Source organism: Sphaerisporangium melleum (genome assembly GCF_014646695.1).
Classification (GTDB): domain Bacteria; phylum Actinomycetota; class Actinomycetes; order Streptosporangiales; family Streptosporangiaceae; genus Sphaerisporangium; species Sphaerisporangium melleum.
In genome coordinates this window covers 1-20,575 of record NZ_BMNT01000041.1, presented here as the reverse complement: position 1 = coordinate 20,575, position 20,575 = coordinate 1, and the positions used below count along the sequence as shown (strand labels likewise).

At 74.5% G+C, this 20,575-nt stretch carries 12 protein-coding genes; 9 read left to right on the top strand and 3 right to left on the bottom strand.

Annotated features, from left to right (window positions below):
* Positions 1-56: 56 nt before the first annotated feature.
* The 9 genes from IEY93_RS30040 to IEY93_RS30000 all read left to right on the top strand — a co-directional run bounded on the left by IEY93_RS30040 (position 57) and on the right by IEY93_RS30000 (position 17,627).
* The gene (locus IEY93_RS30040) at positions 57-2,498 is read left to right on the top strand and encodes a serine/threonine protein kinase (protein WP_189166525.1); all 2,442 of its coding nucleotides are present in this window, start codon (positions 57-59) and stop codon (positions 2,496-2,498) included.
* Positions 2,499-2,604: 106 nt separating this feature from the next.
* A complete protein-coding gene (locus IEY93_RS30035; RefSeq protein ID WP_229691594.1) occupies positions 2,605-2,958 on the top strand; it encodes a YbaB/EbfC family nucleoid-associated protein in 354 nt (117 codons plus the stop codon).
* A 100-nt stretch (positions 2,959-3,058) separates the two neighbouring features.
* Complete coding sequence (locus tag IEY93_RS30030; protein WP_189166524.1) at positions 3,059-3,976, top strand: SseB family protein; 918 nt, start codon at positions 3,059-3,061, stop codon at positions 3,974-3,976.
* Positions 3,973-4,362 carry a UCP033725 family protein gene (locus tag IEY93_RS30025; RefSeq protein WP_189166523.1) on the top strand — a complete coding sequence of 130 codons (390 nt, stop codon included), beginning with the start codon at positions 3,973-3,975 and terminating at the stop codon, positions 4,360-4,362. Before IEY93_RS30030 ends, IEY93_RS30025 begins: the two co-directional genes overlap by 4 nt.
* A 170-nt stretch (positions 4,363-4,532) precedes the next feature.
* On the top strand, positions 4,533-4,934 hold the full coding sequence (locus IEY93_RS30020) for a YbaB/EbfC family nucleoid-associated protein (protein ID WP_189166522.1): 402 nt from the start codon (positions 4,533-4,535) through the stop codon (positions 4,932-4,934).
* A gap of 5 nt (positions 4,935-4,939) precedes the next feature.
* Positions 4,940-5,266, top strand: coding sequence for a hypothetical protein (locus tag IEY93_RS30015; RefSeq protein WP_189166521.1), 327 nt, complete (start codon positions 4,940-4,942; stop codon positions 5,264-5,266).
* A gap of 205 nt (positions 5,267-5,471) precedes the next feature.
* Positions 5,472-15,872, top strand: coding sequence for a WXG100-like domain-containing protein (locus IEY93_RS30010; protein WP_189166520.1), 10,401 nt, complete (start codon positions 5,472-5,474; stop codon positions 15,870-15,872).
* Positions 15,869-16,708 carry a hypothetical protein gene (locus IEY93_RS30005; RefSeq protein WP_189166585.1) on the top strand — a complete coding sequence of 280 codons (840 nt, stop codon included), beginning with the start codon at positions 15,869-15,871 and terminating at the stop codon, positions 16,706-16,708. Before IEY93_RS30010 ends, IEY93_RS30005 begins: the two co-directional genes overlap by 4 nt.
* Positions 16,709-17,039: 331 nt before the next feature.
* Entirely contained in the window at positions 17,040-17,627 is a 588-nt protein-coding gene (locus IEY93_RS30000) for a hypothetical protein (protein ID WP_189166519.1), read from the top strand.
* A 171-nt stretch (positions 17,628-17,798) separates the two neighbouring features.
* Here the strand turns inward: IEY93_RS30000 and IEY93_RS29995 are convergent, their stop codons facing one another.
* Genes IEY93_RS29995 through IEY93_RS29985 form a run of 3 tightly spaced genes read right to left on the bottom strand, consistent with a single transcriptional unit; the run spans position 17,799 to position 19,842 of the window.
* Entirely contained in the window at positions 17,799-18,374 is a 576-nt protein-coding gene (locus IEY93_RS29995; RefSeq protein WP_189166518.1) for a Uma2 family endonuclease, read from the bottom strand.
* Positions 18,375-18,427: 53 nt separating this feature from the next.
* Complete coding sequence (locus tag IEY93_RS29990) at positions 18,428-19,435, bottom strand: WXG100-like domain-containing protein (protein ID WP_189166517.1); 1,008 nt, start codon at positions 19,433-19,435, stop codon at positions 18,428-18,430.
* Positions 19,432-19,842, bottom strand: a complete 411-nt coding sequence (locus IEY93_RS29985; RefSeq protein ID WP_189166516.1) for a hypothetical protein — start codon at positions 19,840-19,842, stop codon at positions 19,432-19,434. Before IEY93_RS29985 ends, IEY93_RS29990 begins: the two co-directional genes overlap by 4 nt.
* Positions 19,843-20,575 lie beyond the last annotated feature (733 nt).

The following is a 20,575-nucleotide window of genomic DNA, read 5'->3' as shown; positions in this document are numbered from 1 at the left end:
CCTGTTTGTGGTGTCATGACCCTCTGAGCTGATCCACGGGGAAGGCGAAGAAGGACATGCGATCGTTGCTGCCGGACGACCCCCAGCAAGTGGGCGAATACCTCATTCTCGGACGCCTGGGACAGGGGCCTCGCGGCATGGCCTATCTCGGCCGCCGCTCCGGCGACACCGGGAACACCTCCGGGCAGCAGGCCGATGGGGCCGCGTCCACCGAAGCCAGCGCCGCGGGGGACGGCCGGCTCTTCGTGATCAAGCTGCTGCCCTCCTGGCCCGAGGCCGGTGACGAGGCCCGCGGCCGGGTGATCGACGAACTGTCCGCCGCGCAGCGCGTCTCCAGCGCCTACGCGGTGCGCAGCGTGGACGCCGGATGGCTGGGCGACCGCGCGTACGTGGTGCGCGAGCACGTCGAGGGACGCTCGCTGCGCGAGACCGTCGAAGCGGACGGGCCGCTCACCGGGGACGCGCTGGAGCGCGCCGCGGTCGGCACCCTGACGGCGCTCACCGCGATCCACCTGGCCGGCATCGCGCACCGGGGCCTGTCCCCCGACAACGTCCTGCTCGGCCCGGACGGCCCGCGCGTCTGCGACTTCGGCCTCGGCGAGACGGCCCCCCGTTCTCCCGAACAGGTGCGGGGCGAGCCGACCGGCCCGGCCGCGGACCTGTTCGCCTGGGCGAACGCGATGGCCTACGCGGCGACCGGCGCGGACCCGTTCGGTGGCGACGCCCAGGCCGTCGCCACCGCCGGTGTGGACCTCGGCCGCCTGCCCACCCCGCTGCGGGACGTCGTCGCGGCCTGCCTGGCGAAGGCGCCCGCCGAACGGCCCACCGCCCAGGGGGCGATGCTGTGGCTGCTCGGCGAGGCCAAGCCCGACTCCCCCGCCCCGGCCCTGCCCGCTGCGCCCGTCGCCGGACTCCCTGTTCCCGGCGCGCCTGTCGCCGGCCCCGTCCCCGCCGTTCCCGGTGCTCCTTCCACCGTGCCCGCAACCGCAGGCACCTCCATCCCCGGCACCTCGCTCCCCGGCGCCCCCGTCAGCGGCGTACCCGTCGCCGCGTCCGGCGCCCCGGGTGAGGCGGTGCCCGTTGCCGGCGCGCCCATCGCCTCGGCGGCGAGCACGCCGGGCACTCTAGGCGGACCGGGCGCCGCAGGTGGGCCGGGCGGACAGCCGCCGGCCGTACGGGCGCAGGAGCCGGGCGGCGAAGGCGGTGACGGGCCGGCGGCGCTGTACGCGGCCGAGCCGCAGCTCCCGGCGCAGCAGGTGTGGGGCGCCCCCGCGCTACCCAGCGAGGAGACCGGGCCGCGTGCGCTGCCCGCCGCTCCGCGGGCCGCCGGCGAACCCGCACCGCCGGCCGCGCCCGCGCGCAAGAAGACCGGCACCCACTTCCCCATCGGTCTGGCCGCCGGGGTCGGCGTCGTGATCGGCCTGTCGGGGCTCGGTCTGTGGGGCGCCGGGCACTACGCCGCGAGCCCGCAGCAGATCGGCCGGGTGGCCGCCGAGGGCCGGGCCGGCACGAACGTGCCCGAGCCGTCCACCGGCAGCGCCGATGTCGGGGGCGTCGGAGGCGTGGGCGAGTCGCCCCGGCCCCGCCCGCAGGTGACCGCGCCGTGGGCCACCTCGCCCGCTCCGGAGGAGACGGGCGTGTACCCGATGGAGCTCACCACGCCGACTCTGTCGCTGGACATTCCGAGCTTCTCGCCCGGCCCGCAGTTCACCCCGCCGCCCATCCCGTCCACTCCGCCGTCGCAGGTCTCCACGCCGTCGCCCTCCGCGGTTCCGACGGTCACGGTCACCGCGACACCGGGGCCGACGGTCAGCCCGTCCGCGGAGCCCACTCCCCGGCACCCCGACAAGCCCAACAAGCCCAACATGTCACCTGACCCGGACGTGAACGGCAGCCCGACCCCGTCGCCGTCCGGCGCCGGCAGCCCCACGCCGACACCGACGCCGAGCGGCCCGCAGAACCTGCTGCCGAACGGTACGCCGACCCCCGCCGTCTCGCCCTCGCGTACGCCGAAGCCGACCGTGAGCGGCTCGTCCCGGCCGATCTGGTCGCGGCCCGCCTCACCGCGCCCCACCGTGACCAGGACGATCACGCCGCGGCCGACGCCCGGCCGGAGCGTCACGCCCGCGCCGAAACCGTCCGGGAGCCAGGCGCCGGCACGTAACCCGTACACGCCGCAGCAGGTCTGCAACGCCTCGGGCCGGGGAAGCGGCTTCTACGTCCAGCGGCAGAGCCCGTTCGGCGGCGGCGTCACCTACCAGCTCTACAGCGTCGCCACCGGATCGACCTGCGTCGTCACGCTCAAGACGCAGAACATCGGCACGGAGAGCCCGGTGTCGGTGACGCTGGAGGTGCAGGGGGCCGCCCCGGTCAGCGACCGCGGCGCGTTCAAGTTCTACGCGGGCCCGGTCGTCATGCAGTCCAAGGGCAAGTGCGTGCGGTTCAGCGGCACCGCGGGCGCGAACACCACCGCCGTGCCCTTCGCCAACTGCGGCTAGCGCGGTGACACGTGCGTGGACCCGGCGCGGCTCTTCACTCCGGCACGTGCCGGATGTGTTCGGCGCCGCGCCGGTCTCTTACCCCTAGTGAAGTGAGGATGTGCCGATGACGACCGGCCCCGGCGAACGGCCCTTCACCTCCGGAGACCCGCAGGTGGACGAGGTGCTGGAGGCACTCGCCGCGCAGTCGGCCATGTTCGAGGCGGCCGGCCGGCGGATGGCCGAGACGCGCGGGCAGGGTGAGGCCGAGGACGGCAGGGTCGTCGTCGAGGTGTCGCCCGGCGGTTCGCTGGTGTCCCTGCGCATCGACCCGCGCGCGATGCGGCTCGGCTCCGAGGCACTGGCCGAGGCGATCATCGCGGCGGCGAGGCAGGCAGAGCAGGACGCCGCCCGGCGGGCCGAGGCGGTCATGCTCCCCCTCGTGACCGGCTCGGAGCCGTCCGACGGCTTCGCCACCTGACCGGCCGCCCATCGCACGCCGGGACAGGCGGAAGGCCGGGCGTACCTGCTACACCACACCGGACGGCTCCGGCCGCGGCGAGCGGGCTAGAGTGATCTCCGTGCGAGAGTGGGAGCCGGTGAGCCCGTTCGAGCGGAACCTCGCCGCCGCGGTCGCGGCGGACGATCTCGCCCTCTGCCTCGGCATGCTGCGCCTGGCGCAGTTCGCCCTGCCGGTAAGCCCCGCCGCGGCGGCCGGGCACGAGCCGGTCGCCTGGCCCACCGCTTCCGACGCCGAGGGCACCTGGATCCTCGCCTACACCTCCGCCGAGGCCATGGCCGCGACCGGCGTTGGCGGAGTGACCCCGCACCACCGCGTCGTCACACTGCCCGAACTGGCCGCCGGGTGGCCCGACCCGCGCTGGGGACTCGCGGTCAACCCCGGCCTCCCGGCGCACGTGCGCCTGCGATCGGGCACGGTGGCCAGGCTCGCGGTGCCCACGCTGACGGAGGAACGCCTCGCCTCCCCCGGCTCCGGCCTGCCCCTCATGCAGAAGCTCCTCACCCCCCTCGACCTGTACGCCTACCTCGCGGAGGGCCGGTCGCGGGTGTCCGGGTACTGCCACAACGCGCTGGACGTGGCGCACATCGCGACCCCGGCCGTGCTCGCCGACGCGCTCGGCATGGCGGACGTGGCGGGTGTGGTCACCGACGAGGGCTCGGTGAACATGCTGCGCTGGGCCGCGGTCGGGCTGAACCTGTACCGGACCCCGTACGGAGGGGTGGACGAGGAGGCGATGGCGGCGGTGGGGGGATGGCTGGTCGAGGAGCCGCCGTTCACCGGGCTGGGGCTGGCGCCGAACGTCGACCAGGTGATCCGCGAGTACAAGGTGGACGGCGTCGGCCTGCCGCACGGCGCCGAGATCTGGGAGCTCACCCACGCGGGGACGCAAATCCGCCGCGCCGTGTTCGACGGTGACCTGGAACGCTGGCTGCTGGTCGCGTCCCCAGCCAGCTCCTCGGGTGCGGTGCCCGCATGAGATGGCACGGCTACCGCGCCCGGTGGCGAGGAGCGGAGTACGAGGCGAGCCCCGATCCGCGTCCGGACGGGCTGTGGATGCGGCTGCGCGCCACCGCGCCGGCGGACGGGTTCACGCAGGTCGCACCGGGCCGGTTCGTCCGGCCGGTTCCGGCGGGTGACTGCGACGAGGTCACCTTCGTGACGGTGGCGGGGCGGTGGCGCGACGCCCCGTGCCAGGTGCACGGCGAACGCGACGGCGAGCTGCTGGTCGAGTACGTCGGCGGGTCGCTGCCGGTGGCACGCGACCTCGGCCTGTCACGCGTCGAGCGGGGCGTACACCAGGCCTGGGTGCCCCGGGACGAAGTGCTGGATCTTCGCGAGCACGTCGTCCCCTTGGTCCTCTGACCTTCCCCCTCGGGCCTCCCCCTCCGCGCCACGGCGGGACGTGATGCTTGCCGGGCTTTATTCGGAAATGTCACAATGACCGATCAAGCGACTGTTTCCTGGAAGTTAGCTCACGGTTTCTCTGCCGTTAAGAGCCTAGAACCACACGGACAGGTGCTCGGGGAGGTCATATGGAGGGCTTCGCAGGCGACGGGGCGGACATGCGAGCCTACGCCGAGGAACTCCGCGCCACCTTCATGCGCATGCAGGAAGAGGCGCCCGAAATGCACGAGAAGGCGCGGGCCGTCCAGGTCACCGAGAAGTCCGAAGACGGGCTGATCGCCGCCACCGTCAGCGCCCGCGGCGATCTCGTCCGGCTGGACATCGATCCGCGCATCTACCGGCGGCCGGACTCGCGCCTGCTCGCCGACGCCATCACCGCGACCGTCCACCGGGCCACGGCCAAGGCACGTGACCAGGTCATCGACCTGTTCGCCCCGCTCATCCCGGCCGAGCGGATGAAGGCACACCTCGACGGCGACCTCGAAGCCATCCTCGAGCACATGGCCGCGCAGATGCTCGGGAAGCGGTGAGCGGCGTGCCCAGGGACATCGACGTCCACGCCCCGACCGCCGCGCGGGCGCTGAGCCGGTGGGACGCCGCGACCTCCGGCATCGCCCGCGTCTGCCAGGAAGGGTCGGCGCGCATCCAGCGGCTCGCCGACGCGACGCCGTGGGGTGACGACGCCGCCGGGGCCGCCTTCCACGCGGCCTACACCAAAGACGGCGGGCCGGAGATCCTGGCGCAGATCGGCGCCCTGGTCGTCCAGGATGTCGAGGCGCTCGGCGCGAAGGTCCGTACGGCGGTCGGCAACACGCGGGGGACGGACACGGCACAGGCGGCGGGCACGACCATGAGCATCTGAGGCGTAGGCCGGTGCCGGGCAGGGGCTCCTCAACCGCGAGGGACGCCGCGCCGGCGGGAATCGGCCGGAGCGAAGCAGGCCCGGAAGTGGGCGGGGTGGCGGAGGCCGGCCGGACGAGGATCCGCGAGGCAGGCGCCGGGCCGACGGAGACCGGGCGTACGGCGAGCGGGCAGGCACAAATCGGACGGACGGGGATCGGACGGGGATGACGTCGACGCAAGGTTTCGACCCGAACGTCAACCCGCAGGTCCCCGGCCGCCCACCGGAAGAGATCGGAGCGGGCCCGGCCACCGACGTGACCCCCGCCTGGGGGGAGGCGCTGCCCGCATGGGCGGACACCTTCATCGCCCTGCTCGCCTCGGGTCAGTCGTGGCCGAAGGCGAGCGAGAGCCTGCTGCGGGAACTCGCCAGAGAGCACCAGAGGCTCGGCGCCGGGCTGCAGGGCTCGGTGGATCCCGGCATCGCCGCGGGCAGGGCCGTGCTCGTCGGCTGGCAGGTACCGGCCACGCCGATGTACCTGGCGCAGGCCGACCAGGTCCTGAAGGGCGAGTCCGGCGTGAACGGGCTGGCGCAGGCCCATCTCGTCAAGGCGCTGCAGGCCGACGACTTCGCCCGCGAGACCGAGTACTCCAAGATCTCGATCAACGTCGCGTTCTGGATCGGGGTCACCGCCGCGTTCATCGCGCTGGTGAGCTGGTTCTTCACCGCCGGGCTCAGCACACCGGTGATCGGTCCCATCGCCGCCGCCACCCGGACCGCCATCGGCCGCATCCTCACGCGGCTCGCGGCCGTCGCGGGACGCGAGTACGGCGCCGGCGTGGCGGCCCGGCTGGCGGCGGGCCGGATCGCCCAGACAGGCGGCCGGAGCCTGGCGCGCACCGTCCTGGCGAGCCATCTCGGCCGCGAGGTGATCGAGGAGATCGGCGAGGAAGTCCTCATCGACGCCTGGACACAGCACGAGCAGATGCGGCGTGGCACGCGGACGAGCTGGGACTGGGACCGGACCGCCGCGTCGGCGATCGGCGCGGCGGGCGGCGCGGTGGTCGGCATGAAGGTCGCCGCCCCGCTGCTGGCGCGGTACGGCGGGCGGATCCCGCTGATGAACCGGCTGGACGACGCGGCGGGCGGCGGGCCTGGCTTCTCCAGCACGCTCGCCGGCTTCGGGCGCGATGCCATGCACACCGGTCTGAACAACATGATCGCCTCGCCCGCCGGCTCCTTCCTGGCCAACGGAGCCGTGTACGGGGAGTGGAACCCGCTCGCCTCGCTGACCCCGGAGGCCGTGGGCGGCGCGTTCATGGGCGGCGCGGGCCGCACCCGGACGATCAGCCCGACCAACCCCGAGGTCCTCTCCGCGATCATCCATCCGGTGCGGTCCCTGCAGACCGCGGGCGCCGCGGCCGCCGCCAACGACGCCGCCCGAACCGCCCGCCTCGCCGCACCGTCCGTACCGGCCGCCACCACGTCCTCCGCGCCCCCCTCCGGCCCGTCCGCCGGCACCGGCTCCCCCGGCCCCTCCGGCGCGACCGGCGGCGGCTCTTCCGGCACCGGCGCGCCCGCCCAGCCGGGCGGCGCACCACCGGCGTCCACCACCGCCGCACCACCGGCGACGTCCACGACCGCAGCACCACCTGGAGACACGACCGGAGCAGCACCGGATCACTCCACCGGCGTGCCGGCGACGACAGGGAGCAGCGAAGCCGCCGGTACACAGGCGGGCGGTCCCACCTCGGCCGTCCCGCCGGGAAGCGTCCCGAACGCCTCCGGCGGAACCGGCCACTCCACCGCGGGCACCGGCCCGAACGGTTCCTCCACGTCCACCGCTCCGACCGGCCCCCCGGCCGGTGATCCGTCCGCCCAGGGAAACCCGCCCGCGCAAGAGAACCCGAACACTGTGGGAGCTCCGGCATCGGGAACACCGGCCGGCCAGGGGAATCCAGCCGGCCAGGCGACATCGCCCACGGCCGGAGCGTCTCCGGCCTCCGGCGCACCGAACGCCGTACCCAACGGCGCCGCGACGGTCAACCCGGCCATCCCGGACGTCCCCGACACACCCGGAGCCGGAGCGAACGCACAACCCGGCGCACCCGGCACCAACGCGTCCCCCACATCCGGTCCAGCGCCCGCACCCGGTGCGCCCGACACCTCGCAGACGGGCACGCCGGTGTCGCACGGCACGCCCGGCGGCACGACCACGCCATCCCCTGGAACGCCGGGTGCCGGTACGACTCCACCGAGCACTCCACCGACTACCAGTGCGTCCCCACAAGCGAACATCCCGAACGCGCCGGTCGGTGGGACGACACCGCAGCCGGGCGTTCTCAGTACACCGGCCACCGGGACGGCGCCGCAGACGGGGGCGCCGGGCAGCGCAGTGGCACCGCCGGCGGGCGTGGCGCCCGTGACGGCACCCGGCCGGGCACCGCTGTTCATGCCCGGAATGCCGACCGTGCAGGTCACCGGGTCCGGCACCGTGCGACCGCAGGCCGGCGCCACCTCCCCGGGCAACGCGAGCACTCCCGTCGGCACGCCGGACACCACTCCCGCGGGCGACCCGGGAACCGTACCCACCGGCACTCCCCGGACCGCCGCCAACAGCACCCCGGCGAACGCTCCGGAGAACACGGCTCAGGAAGGCCGCCCGGCAGGAACCGCTGAGACGGCCGCCGATCCGCGCGTCGTCGGCCGGGTCAACGCACTGCTGAGCGAGACACTGCCGATCGTCGATCCGGATGCGCGGCCGATGCCGGATGGCACTCTCCGGGTGACCGGCCCGGACGGGCGGCCGCGGACCGTCCCGGCCGACGTCGTCTCCCGCATGGAGCGGCAGTTGCGGGTACGCGTGGCCGACGGCGCCCAGGATCGGCGGCTGCGCGCCGAGGCGGCGGCCAGGCTGGGCGCCGCCATCGCCAGGTCCGGGTACTCGTCTCCGATGGAGGGGGCGTTGAACGCGCTGGGCCGGATGGCCGACGCGTCCCCGGAGATGCTGGACGTGGTCGCCGACGTCGCCCGCGAGGTCGTCGGGCACCGCTGGGGGCGCCTGCGGACCGCCGGCCTGACCGATGCCGGGCTCCGCGTGGTGGAGGAGGCGCACGGACGGCTGCCCGAGGAGTCGTCGGACTACAACGCGCTCCGGGTCGGACCGCTGGACGACCGCAGGCAGGAGATCTCCCGGCGCGCCGCCGCACTCACCGCCGTCGTAGCGCAGAGCGGCACCGGGACGGCGCCGGGGGCGTATTCGCCTGGGCCGGAGGGTGTGCCCGCCGCCGTCCGGGAGCTGGCCGAGCGGGTGGCGCGGATGCGCGCGACGCTGGACGAGGCACAGGACGGCCTGCGGCGGCGCGAGGAGGTGAACCGGACAAGGGCGGACGAGGCCACCCAGCGGGCGGCCGCCGCGTCCGGCAAGGCCGAGCGGTCACGGCAGGAGAAGGACGCCTGGGCCGCCGAGCGCAGGCGCGCGCAACTCGCCGAGGAGCGGCTGGAGAACATCGCGGCCGAGCACTACACCCGGATCGCGGATGCCTACCAGGCGGCGCTGCGGCAGGCCGAGCAGGTGGCGGCGGCCTACGCGGAAGTGGCGCAGGCTCTCGCCCGCCTCGCCTCGGCCACCGAAACCACCGAATCCACCGGGCCCGGGCCGTCCACCCAACCCGCGCAGTCCACCCAACCGGGCCGGTCCGCCCAGATGGTGCCGCCGGCCGCCGGCCCGGCGCAGGGCTCTGCCGGCCCGAATCCGAGCACCGCCGCGAGTACAGTGGCCGACCTGGCCGCGGAGGTGGCGCGGTCGGCCGAGCGGGCGGACACGGCGTACGCCCGGTATGCCGCGGCGCTGGACGCCGCCCGGCCGCCGCGGGCCGCGCTCGCCACCGGCATCCCGAGCGGACGGCTGCCGTACCAGACCCGGCTGACGAACGTGGTCAACCAGGTGCTCGCGGACGAGGGCGCCGATCACTCCTACAGCGTCAGTGACCTGTCGTGGGCGCTGAGCGGGGACGTGCAGAACCTGACCTCGGCCGACGGCGTGGTGCTGCGCGCCGGCACCCGCAGACCGGCCGAGCTGATGGTCCGGGCGACGCTCGGCGAACCGGTCGAGGTGCCCGATCCCGGGCGGGCGGCCTCGGAGCTGATGGTGGGCCTGCTCCCGCAGGGCGGCGGCTCGCTGGCGGCCACCGCGGCCCGTCTCCTGGGCTGGGCGACCGGCCTGGACCTGTCCACGGTCGTGCAGGCCGTACCGGCCACCGGCACGTTCTGGGACGGGATCAAGGAGGTCGCCAAGCGCCTCGGGCTGAACGTCCGGTACAACCGGGACAACACCACCGGTACGACCGGGTCGCACACCCAGTACGTCCTGCCGGGTCAGGTGGCCGACAACCGGGGTGACGCCACGCTGGTGCACGTCCCACTGACGTACCAGGTGCACAAACGGGACGCGGATGGCGCGTGGGTGCAGGTGGCGCAGGTCGCCGAGGGCATCGGCAACGACAGGACGGGCCTGGAGCTGTCGCTGTCGCACGCGCACACCACGCACCCGCCGGAGGAGCCCTACCGGCTGCCGGCCGGCGAGGCGCGCGGAGCGTCGTTCCCCCGATACGTCCCGATGTACCTGGAAGGCCTGGAGGATCTCGCCGACACCGCGGTGGCGACACACGGCCCCGGCCAGGCGCCGTTGAGCGGCGAGGTGCGCGACCAGGTGCGCACCATCCTCACCCAGCAGCTCCCCGGGCATCTGGACACGGCGGTGGACGACCCCGAGGGGTTCCAGCACACCATCGTGGACGGTGGCCGGCGTGGAATCCTGCGCGTGCGTACGCGCGTGGTGGCGGACGCGATGGTCTCCCGGCCCGGCTGGAAGCAGTTCCAGGAGTGGCTCGGCGTCGTGTTCTCCGGCTTCACCCGGGTGGCGTCGGCCGGAGTCGGCGCGGGCACCGCCGTCTCCGCCGGGTGGGGTCTCACCGGCGACTCCCCCGGGGCCAAGGGTTTCCATGGGCTGGGGGTCCGCCTGAACGCGTCGATCAGGCGCGGCTGGTCCCGCTCGGACGGCGCGTCGGCGAGCAGTGTCGCCATCTACCCCCTGGTTCGGCGCTGGATGGGGCGGACGACGCTGCACGACGTCACGCTGCGCCACGAGGTCACGATCAAGTTCTTCGACGAGGGTGAGGCGCGTCCGGTGGCCGCCGGTGACACCCGGGCGCTGCTGCAGGCGCCCGAGCCGGACGCGGGCCGCGCGGGGTGGGCGGTGGACCCGGACGCCGTCGTACGGGACGACGCCGGCGAGCCTCGCAGAAACCCCGACGGGTCGGTGCGGTTCCGCGACGACCCCTCCCCCGAGCCGCCGCCGGGCCGCGAGGCCAGGCTGCCGGACGACATGGGCGAGGGCTCCGGCCGGATGCGCGGGCCCGGCGCGGCGACCGTGTACCTGAACCCGGCCGCGGTGCGTGAGACGCGGCACGAGGTGATGCGGAGTTTGCGCGCCCACGGCCTGCTGCCCGGCGTCGGCGCAGGCGGACTGCCGCGTCCCTCGCTGGACCCGCTGGAGCGCGACGCGCAGCTCGCCAACCTGCAGAAGGTGCGCGAGCAACTGTCGGTGAACGGGCTGCAGAGCCGCATGGACCAGGCGGCCCAGGGCGGGGTCGTCCTGGACCTGGTGCGCATGCGCGCCGGGGAGAGCCTGCGGGAGTTCACCCTGCGGGTGACCCTGCGGCCGGAGGGCCGGGCCGACTACGCGGGCATGTCGGAGGCCGAGGGCCACGTGGCGCTGAACATCGCCTCCAACACCGTCACGCGCACCTGGAGGCGGGCGGTGACCTGGGCGGCCTCGCTGGGGCTGGGCATCGGCCCGCTGGTGCGCCGGCTCGGCCTGCGGTGGACCGGAGCGGAGGCCGGCTGGGAGGGGAACCTCGGCCGGTCCGCCGGCTGGGGCGCGGGATACACGCTCAACGAGGTGACACTGATCGAGGGTACGCCGGTGGCGGAGTTCCGGCAGGGCTACCGCTTCCGCGCCGACCTGGTGGACCGGCGCGGCCAGGCCGAGCCGCTGCTCTCCCCGGAGACGATGGCGCGTACCCTCCCCGGACGCCTGATGGTCCCGGCAGGCCGCCTCCCCCAGGCCCCGGCGACGCGGACGACGCCTGCCGCAGGAACCGACCCCACGACCAAGGGCGCCAGGAACCCGGAGACGACGACGAACGCCGCGGGAACGGCGGCCACGACCAACGAAACGGAAAGCCCAGGGACGACGAGCGGCACCCCGAACCCCGAGACGACCGCCACGGTGGGAACGTCGGTCACGACGTCCGGGCAGGCGACACGGCCGCCGGACACACACCCCACCGCACCCTCCGCCGCGCGGCCCGAGGCGCATCCGGCCGGGCGGCCGGGGACGCCGGAGCTGGTGCGCCGGTCGGTCCTGGTGCAGCTGGATCCGGGCGGCGACCTCGTCGAGGCGCTGCGCGGCGTGGTGCGGCGGGCGGCGGGCACCGACCCGCAGGCGTTCCACGAGCTGGCCGCGTTCGGCGACATGCGCACCCTCATCTCCAACACCTCGTGGCTGACCACGGATCCGAGCATCGACGTCGTCGTCCGCCGTCCGGGCGGCGGGACGAGGCGGGTCACGGTCACCCTGCACGTGGACCTCGGCGAGTCCGCACCGGCCGGGGTCAACGACCTGACCACCGCGAAGATCCACCTGGCACTCGGCAGCACCTCGGCGAGCACGGGCCGGTCGCACGGCAACACCGGCAAGGCGTCCGGCGCCATCGCCCATGACGTGGTCGGCGGGCTTTCCGGCGGCGTCAACGGCTCGGCGGGCCGCAGCGGCGGCCGGTCCCTGGCCTGGACGCTCATCGCCGGCGACGAGCCGATCGTCGTGGAGACCGGGCTGCAGCAGGCGCTCACCGCCGGCATGGTGATCACGTTGAGCGCGCGGGCGGAGGGCTCGGCCGATGTGCACCGGGATGTGCTGCCGCACGGCACGCTGCTCTACGACCTCCCTCAGCTCGACGCGCTGACAATGTACGGGCACGGCGAGATCGCGCTGCCGCTCGACGTGGCCGGCGACGTGATCGAACGCGTCCTCGACGGGCACGTGAGCTTCGATCCGCCGATGGTCATGCGGATGGCGCGGCGGTACGTCAAGGAGCGGGCGGCCGCACTGCGGGACGGCTTCGTCCCGGTGTCCCCGCTGGTGGCCGCGCACGAGCCGGAGGCGCTGTTCGACCGGCTCGCGGCCCGGCTGGGCGGCGAGCTGAACGGCCCGGCGCGCACCCTCGACGAGCTGCTCGACCCCGAACGTCTCCGGCGCGCCGACCGGGTCGCGCTGCCCGGCCCCATGCGCGAGCGGCTGGGCACGACCGCCGTCCACTCGGTGGAGTTGTTCTCCGGCGGCCGGCGCGTGGAGCTGCTGGACGCCGTGCTGGACCGCATCCGGGCCGCGGCGCCGGACGCCGCCCGGATGGACCCGGTGATGACGCGCGCCCTGGCCGGGATGTTCGCCGGCGACACCTGGTGGGGCACGCTGGAGAACCAGTTGTCGCCGCACGGCTTCCAGTGGGAGATGCCGGTGCGGGTGGGCCCCCGGCACACCGACCTGGTCAGGATCACCCTGCGGAGCGAGATGCCCGGGGACCGGACGCGACTGCTCGGCCGCAGCGACCAGAAGGTCATCATCCGGCAGAAGTACCGCTACAAGGGCATCGACTGGTCGGCGTGGGCCGGCTGGCTGTTCGGCGGCGGCGTCAGCGGCGGTGGGGCGGCGGGCGGTCACGGCGCGTCCGGCTCGCTGGGCACGCACCGCGCCCACACCAGGACGGTGTCCGGCGGCGAGCAGCTCACCCGGCTGTACGGGACGGGGTCCTTCGACGGCGGGGACCTGGTCGGGCAGCCGATCACGATCAGCGTCCGGGCCGAGCGGGTCCCGCTGTCCGCCGCGCGGACCGGCAACCGGGTCACCCGTCCCGTCCGCACCGCCGCCCACGCGGTCGCGCGCACCGTACAGAGCACGACGCGCCGGCTGACCGGCGCGCGGCACGCCGCCACCGAGCGGGCCGCGCCCGAACCGCTCACGCTGACCGGCACGATCGTCCGGCTGGTGGAGGACGGCCTGACGGTACGGGAGGAGCAGGCACGCCCGCTGCCGCCCCGGGTGCCGGACGCCCGCCCGGTGGAACTGCGGGACGGCTTCTTCCCGGTGGAGACGATCGCCGACGGCCTGGTGGACGCGGTGCGGGCGCGGCTGGCGGCCGGTGACCTGCTGGGGCCGGACGGCGTCCAGGCGCAGTGGACGCGCGTCGCGCACGCGCTGTCGCGCACGTCGCTGAACGCCGGCCTGGAATTCATGCTGGCGCCGGAGGGCGAGGTCATGCTCAGCGTGCCGATGCCGGGCGGCCGGATGGTCGACGTCGTGGTCCGGGCCCGGCTGTCGGAGGACCGGCTGGAGATCGGCGAGCGGGGCAACATCGAGGAGCGTCACGTCCACCGCCGCGAGCAGCGGTTCGCGACCGGCGAGGACCGCAGCCGGCTCACCCCGATCAGCCGGGGGGTCGATCCCGCCCAGCAGGAGTGGGGGACGAGCGAGAACGTGTCCTCCGGCGCGCGGGCCGGGCGGTCGACGTCGGCGAACAGCGGGGCGCGCAAGGAGAAGAGCGGCTTCGACCGGCATCCGACGGTGACGGTCGGCGTCCGCATGGACTGCGAGGTCGTCTTCGAGGTGTCCCGCCTGCGCAGGGACGGCAGCCGGCGGCCGCTACGGACGGCGACCCTGCCGGAGCCGGTGACCGGCCACGCCCTGGTGGCGATGTCCGCGGAACGGTACGAGGCCGTGCGCGCGGCGCAGCGGACCGCCGAGCCGGTGGCGGGCTGGTCGTTCGACGACGAACCGGCGGCGGGCATGCGCCGTCTTCCCTGGCGGCGCCGCCCCTCGGCCAGGCACATTCTGGACGATCTCATGGCCGCCGTGCGAGAACGGCCCGGCTTCGCCGGCGACCCCGTCGCCGAGGTCGCCGGCGAGGTACGCCGCCGCGTGCCCGGTCTGCGGCCGGGCGGCCGGATCGAGATCGGCACGACGGCGCACCCGGCCGAACTGCCGGTGCCGCTGACCTGGGCGCGTCTGCTGGCCCGCCGGCTCGGCGCGCACGTCCACGTCGAGGTGGCCGAGCCGGATGGGACGGTGCGCGGGTACCTCGCGACACCGGACGGCGAGCTGGCCTCCGACGTGCCGGACGGCGGCTTCGCCACGGCGCTCGCCACGCTGCCCACGGAGCTGTCCGGCCTGGCGGTGACGCACCGCCTCGACCTGCGCGGGCTGTACAACCGGTCGGCCGCGGACGGCGCCTTCGCCGACCTGGTCGCCGAGGCGCTGGGCGAGCTCGGCGTGACCCCGCCGCAGCCGCCGGCGCCGGCGTTCCCGCGTCCGCTGTGGGGTCCGGGGCCGGAGGAGAACGCCGCCACCATGTTCGGCAGCCTCGGTGTGCGGGCCCCGGTGGACCCCGCGTCCGGCTACGTCAAGGGACGGGCCCCGGAGGCCGGGCCGCTGGAGGACGCCGAACTGCGCGCCGCCTGGGCGCAGGTCCAGCCGTCCGACCTGGAGGTGGGCCTGCGCGGGTCCGCCTGGCCGGACGGTGACCCCGTCCTCACCGTCACCACCGGCGCCCTCGGCGAGGTCGGCTTCCGGCCCGTGGTCGCGGAGGTCGGCGCGGACCGGATGGCGCACACCGACCTGTCCGCCGGGCCGCCCTACGAGATGCGGGTGGACCCGGGCACCCCGGCCGAGTTGGTGGCCCGGACGCTGGTCCACGAGGTCGGGCACGCCGTCCGCGAACTGGTCGCGCGGGCGGGCGGCACGCCGCAGGGCGTACTGCGGCCGGCCCTCGCCGCATCCACCCCGGACGGCACGCCCGCGCCGGTCACCGACGCGTGCGCCGAGGCACGGGTGGACGAATACCGGCACCTGTCGCGGCGGTGGACCGAGGCCCCGCCGGAGCGCCGGCCGGCCCTGCGCACCCAGATCGAGGGCCTGGCCCGGCTCATCGAGGCCCGCGGCCTCACTCCCCCGCCGCCACCGTGGACCGCCGGCGACCCCGCCGTCCCGGCCCCCCGCCCCGGCATCGGCGCCCTCCTCAACCAGCCGCCACCGGCGACGCCCTCTCCTGCCGCGGCGCCCGGTCCGGCGGCGGGAAGCACGGGTGCGGCCTCCGAGGCAGCCGTCCCGCGCCCTGCCCGTTCCCCAGCCTCCGGCGGTTCTGGAGACATCGGCGGGAACGGCGCCGGGCCGACCGCAGGGAACGGATCGTGGACGAACGGAGTCAACGGATCCGGACGCGAGTCGCGGGACGAGTACTGGGCGAGGATGCGCCGGATGAGCAACACCACGGGCTGGATCCCCCCCGACGAGCCCGCCGAGTGCGTCTGCCCGCCGGACGGCCCCTGCCAATGCGGCCGACGCTCCCCGGACCCGACGCCCAGTGACCACACAGCGGCGCGGGCGGCACGCGACGGACATGAAACGCACCGCGACCCGTACGAAGCGGGCCGGGCCGCGACCGGCGGTGACCCCGGCCCGCCGCGGCCGGGCCAGGTGCCGGACCCGCCCACGCGAGGGAGGACGACGTGACGACGCCCCCGGTGCTTTCCCCCGCCCGCACCAGGGACGAGGCCCACCTGTACCTCGACCTGCACCCATGCGAGCGATGCGGATCGGTGGACACGACCTGGGAACACGCCCTGGTACCCGCACCCGCCGTGCCCACGTCCCCACCCGACTCCGCGCCCGCGCTCGCACCGGCCTTCCCCCGACAGCCACCTACCGGCCACAGGCGGCCACACGGTACGACCTCCGACTCGGCTCCCGTACCTGCCACGCTCGCCCCCTCACCCGTGTCCACCCCGGTACCGGCCGCCACATCCCTGCCCGGGCCGACCTCGACGCCGGTAGCGGGCTCCGGCTGCACGCACGGCTCCGTGCCCACGTCGGCACGCGGCCCCACGGCGGTACCGGCCTCCGCCACGACACCCGGCTCCACGCACAGACCCGAGTCCGGGGGCCTGGCGGCCCGCTACGCCGGCGTCTGCAGGGGGTGTGGTGCGGAGCGGGCTTACCTCTTCGGGCTGCCTGAACACGAGCCCGCACTCTCCGACCGGTTCCCGGACTTCGGCGGCGGCGAGCCGTCCCGGCTGCTGGACGCCGGGCAGTGGCTGTGGGTGGCCGACCTGACGGCGGGCAACGTCCCGGCGGGGAACGCGGCCGCGGCACGGCGGGCGCTGGCGATCGCGGTGGCGGCCGTCGAGGAGGTCGTGAAGTTCGTCCCGCCGGGCGCCGAGGAGGTGCCGGAACAGGCGTTCTGGACCGATTTGGGCCGTCAGGTACGCGGCGCCGAGCCGGACAGGTTCCAGGTGGACCGCCTGCTGGTCGTCCGCGACGCCTACCACCGCCTGGCCGGGCGGCCGTGACCGCGCCCTGTCCGTCCCAGACCCGATGGGGCCCGAGCCGCGCAGGACGCCGCGTACCGCGAAGAGCGGATGGCACCTTGTGCGCGAACGCGGGCCGGCGCGTGGACACGAGCCCCCGCGCGGGCGCACGGGGTCTGTGCGCCACCGGTGCTCGGACGCCCGGAGGCGGGGCAAGCACCGGCTGGGCGCACGGGGGCTGTGCGCCACCGGTGCTCGGACGCCCGGAGGCGGGGCAAGCACCGGCTGGGCTCCCTACGGGCGGCTATCGTCGGGAGTTCCAGGTCGCCGGCAGTGGGACGGTCGAGGTACTGCCCAGGAAGGGACGGACGGCATGCCACCGCTTCGCGCCAGGACGCTCCGGGAGGCGTACCTGTACCTCATGCTCACCGCGGGCCGGGAGGGCGAGCCAGGGCGCGACCACGAGGCGCACACCACCTTGACCGAAGGACAGGACGCCTGGACCCTCCGTTTCGACGGGCGTGCCCTCGGCCTTTCCCTGCTGGTCGAGGTGCTGGTGCCGTACGCGAGCGAGGCGGAGGCGCGCCGCGACCGGCTGCCGTACGGGGCCGGGCGCTCGGAGCTGGTCGACGCCGGGCAGTGGCGGCTGGCCGGCGCCACCTTCGCGCGGCGCGCGATGCGGGAAGACCTGCTGTTCGCGGCGTCGCCGGGCGATCCTGAGCGGTTCCGGAGCGTGGTGCTGGCCTGGGAGTCGGCGCGCGACGCGACCGCGGAGGCGGCCCGGTTCCTGCCGCCGGGCGCGGCGGAGCTGCCGGACACGGCGTTCTGGACCGAGCAGGGAACGGCGGCCCGCCGCGACGCCCCGGGGAAGTTCACCCGAGCCTCCCTGGAGAGCGACCTGGCCTCCTACCAGGAGACCCTCGACGACTTCATCGTCACCCACACCACCCGCGACCCCTGACCCCACCGCGATGCGCAGGACCAGGGACCCGCCTGGCACGGCGAGCTCGGCCACCGGTAGACGGCCATGCCCGCACGCGGTTCTCCAGCAGCCCAGCCCGAGCACCCGTGCTGAACACCTGTCGCCGAACCCGGGAAGGACCTCTTCTCGGACGGCCCTGCGAGGAGGACCTCAGAGCCGGTCGATCTGCGTCAGGTCGATGTCGATGTCGAACGGCACGGTGAGCCGGACGCGTCCTTGGTGGCTGCCGGACAGGACGTAACCGTGCGTCGCCGGGTCCAGCTCGTAGACATGCACCGTGGGGCGTCCCTCGGCGCTCTCGACCAGCCAGAAGTGTGGTATTCCCGCCTCGGCGTACAACATGGGCTTGCGTTTGCGGTCACGTTCTTCCGACTCGGGCGAGACCACCTCGATCGCGAGCAGCAGGTCTCCGGCCTGGTAGGAGGTGGCCTCGAGGCCGCGGAGAGCTTCGGCGCGAAGCACGATGACGTCCGGCTCCGGTCGCTGGCGCGGCCCCAGGACCACGCTCATCTCGCGGCGCACCCGCAGATCGGCCGGAGCCGTACGGCGCAGACCGTTCTCCAGCAGATACAGCATCAGTGTGTGGAAATCTTCCTGCGGGCCTACGAGCACCAGGCTTCCGTCGATCAACTCGGTGTGCGGCGGCAGATCCGCAAGGCGATCGAGGTCCTCGGCGTGGAACCCTTCGGGGGGAGGGATCGACCACCCGGGAACCTCAGAGATCATTAACGCTCCTGAGCTGCACGGTCGTGTGTCGCCACCGTAGCAAGTGGTCCGCCTCACGAGGGGCGGGCCGCTGGGATCAGGCCGGGGGGTTTGATGGTGCGGGGGCCGTGGATGAGGAGTTTGGCGAGCCAGGTCTCCCAGTCGGTGGGCACGGGGTAGCCGGTGGGGTCCTGCTGGAGGTTGGCGACGATGCTGTAGACACTGGAGCCGGTCATGCGGGCGGTGAAGCTGCCGAGCCGACCGTGCAACTGCAGCAGGCCGACCGTGTCGGCGGCGGCGTCGAAGGCCAGGTTGGCGACGAACGCCTGCCCGAACTCCGTCGCATTGCCGCTGAGCGAGAGCACGTCCCTGCCGTTCAGGTCCTTCTGCACGCCGGAGGCGGCGTAGATGCCGGCCTGGATGACCTGCTGACCGCCGGCGTAGGCCAGGCTGTCGAGCGTGTAGTAGAAGGCGCCCTGGACGATCTCGGCGACCCCGATGTTGAAGATCTTCAGTTGCGACTGGGCGAGCGAGGTGAAGTACCGCTGGACGGCCTGCTGGGCGAGCCGGGACAGGCCCGCGGTGGGCCAGGCGTACATCGTGGTGAACATCATGTTGGCGAACGCCTGGATCGCCATGACCACCAGCACGTGCCGCACGGTGTCGATCTGCTCGGCGTAGCCGCGGCAGGCCGCGGCGGCGCGGCGGCAGTAGGCGGCGACGTCAGCGGGATAACCGGAGAAGCCGTCCGGGCGGACACCGGCGCCCTGGGAGCCGTCGCCACGCCACATGGTCCTGAACGCCTCGACGCCCGGCCCCGAATTGCCGGTCCACACCCGCTGGGCCGCCTCGTCCGCCGCCACGAGCCCTTCGTCGATCTTCTTCGCCAGGTCGTCCAGCGTGTCGGCGGCGGTGCGCAGGCCGTCCGGGTCGCCCTCGGGCCAGTCCACGCCCAGCATGGCCGTGACGAACGCGCCCTGGGTCACGGCCGCGACGCCGGCGGTGGTGGCGACCGGATGCCGGCCGGCGACCCGGCCGAAGGCCCGGAACGGCGCGGAGAACCCGGAAAGTGACGGGCTCACCGAACCTCGGCCTTGGTGGTGGGGACGGCGAGGCCGGCGGTGGTGACGGCCTGCGCGAGGGCCGCCACCGATGCCCAGTCGGCCGTCTCCAGGTTCGCTCCGGCCTGCGAGACGTTGTCGCCGATGCGTTCGTAGGCGGTGGTGACCGCGCCGACGTGGCGGGCGATCTCCTCCGTGGCCTGCCGGAAGCCCACCCGTCCCCCGCCGCCCTCGTAGAAGAGCCGGCCGTGCTCGTCGTCCCCCCAGAACGGGCCGAGCCCTTCCAGGACGCCGACGGCCGCCCGGAGCGCCGTGTCGAGTTCCTCGCTCTGGAGGTGGAAGTCGTCCCGGCGTCGCTTGAGGTGGACGGGCACCACATCCGTCACCATCCCGGGAGCGCCCTTCGCCGACCCGTCGGCACCTGCCATCCGGCGTCTCCTCCGTTACATGATCAGGACTGTGCGATGAATAGTAGGAAAACCGTTTTTCCCATGCTTTGCCGGGGTCTGTCGTCCAGGACAACGACACTGTGAGCCCGCGAACACTCCCGGCACCCTCACCTCGTTCGCGGTGCCAGGCCAGTCCACTTGCGGCCGATCACCCGCTCCCCGCCGGCCACTGCGTTACGTTGGAACCCGGCGTCATCGGGGACGGCGACCGAGGCACGACCAGCACCACAGCATGACCAGCAAGGCCGGCCAGACGAACGAGCACCCGGCGACCGGGCACGTCATCGGGGTGAACGGCGGCACGGAGGCCGGGTCCACCAAGCGGGCGAACCAGCACACCGCCGCCCAAGCCTCGCCAAGCCGACCGGCCCGGCACACCGACGGCCGGGTAGGCCAAGCAGGCGGGCCTGGCCTACCACCGGGCATGCCAGGCGGGCGGGCCGGGCGATCGGGCGAGCCCGGCCGGACGTACGGGCGGACCAGGCAATCGGCGGCCGAGCAGGGCGTGCGACCGAGCAGGGCGTGCGACCGGGGCCGGGTATGCGACCGGGGCCGGGTATGCGCTGGCGCAGTCGTGTCGCCGGGACAAGATCGGGAGCCTGGGAGGGGCGGGATCGTGACACAGGACGCAGGGACGCCACCGCCCGGGACCGGTCCACTGTCCCCCGATTTCACCGGCCTGGACCCGCACCTGATGGACGGCTTCATCACC

Excerpts from the sequence above, each read along its gene's own strand:
- IEY93_RS30035 (WP_229691594.1), top strand. The coding sequence starts at position 2,605 with ATGACGACCGGCCCCGGCGAACGGCCCTTCACCTCCGGAGACCCGCAG.
- IEY93_RS29995 (WP_189166518.1), bottom strand. The coding sequence starts at position 18,374 with ATGATCTCTGAGGTTCCCGGGTGGTCGATCCCTCCCCCCGAAGGGTTC.
- IEY93_RS30010 (WP_189166520.1), top strand. The coding sequence starts at position 5,472 with ATGACGTCGACGCAAGGTTTCGACCCGAACGTCAACCCGCAGGTCCCC.
- IEY93_RS30040 (WP_189166525.1), top strand. The coding sequence starts at position 57 with ATGCGATCGTTGCTGCCGGACGACCCCCAGCAAGTGGGCGAATACCTC.
- IEY93_RS30025 (WP_189166523.1), top strand. The coding sequence starts at position 3,973 with ATGAGATGGCACGGCTACCGCGCCCGGTGGCGAGGAGCGGAGTACGAG.
- IEY93_RS29985 (WP_189166516.1), bottom strand. The coding sequence starts at position 19,842 with ATGGCAGGTGCCGACGGGTCGGCGAAGGGCGCTCCCGGGATGGTGACG.
- IEY93_RS30000 (WP_189166519.1), top strand. The coding sequence starts at position 17,040 with ATGCCACCGCTTCGCGCCAGGACGCTCCGGGAGGCGTACCTGTACCTC.
- IEY93_RS30020 (WP_189166522.1), top strand. The coding sequence starts at position 4,533 with ATGGAGGGCTTCGCAGGCGACGGGGCGGACATGCGAGCCTACGCCGAG.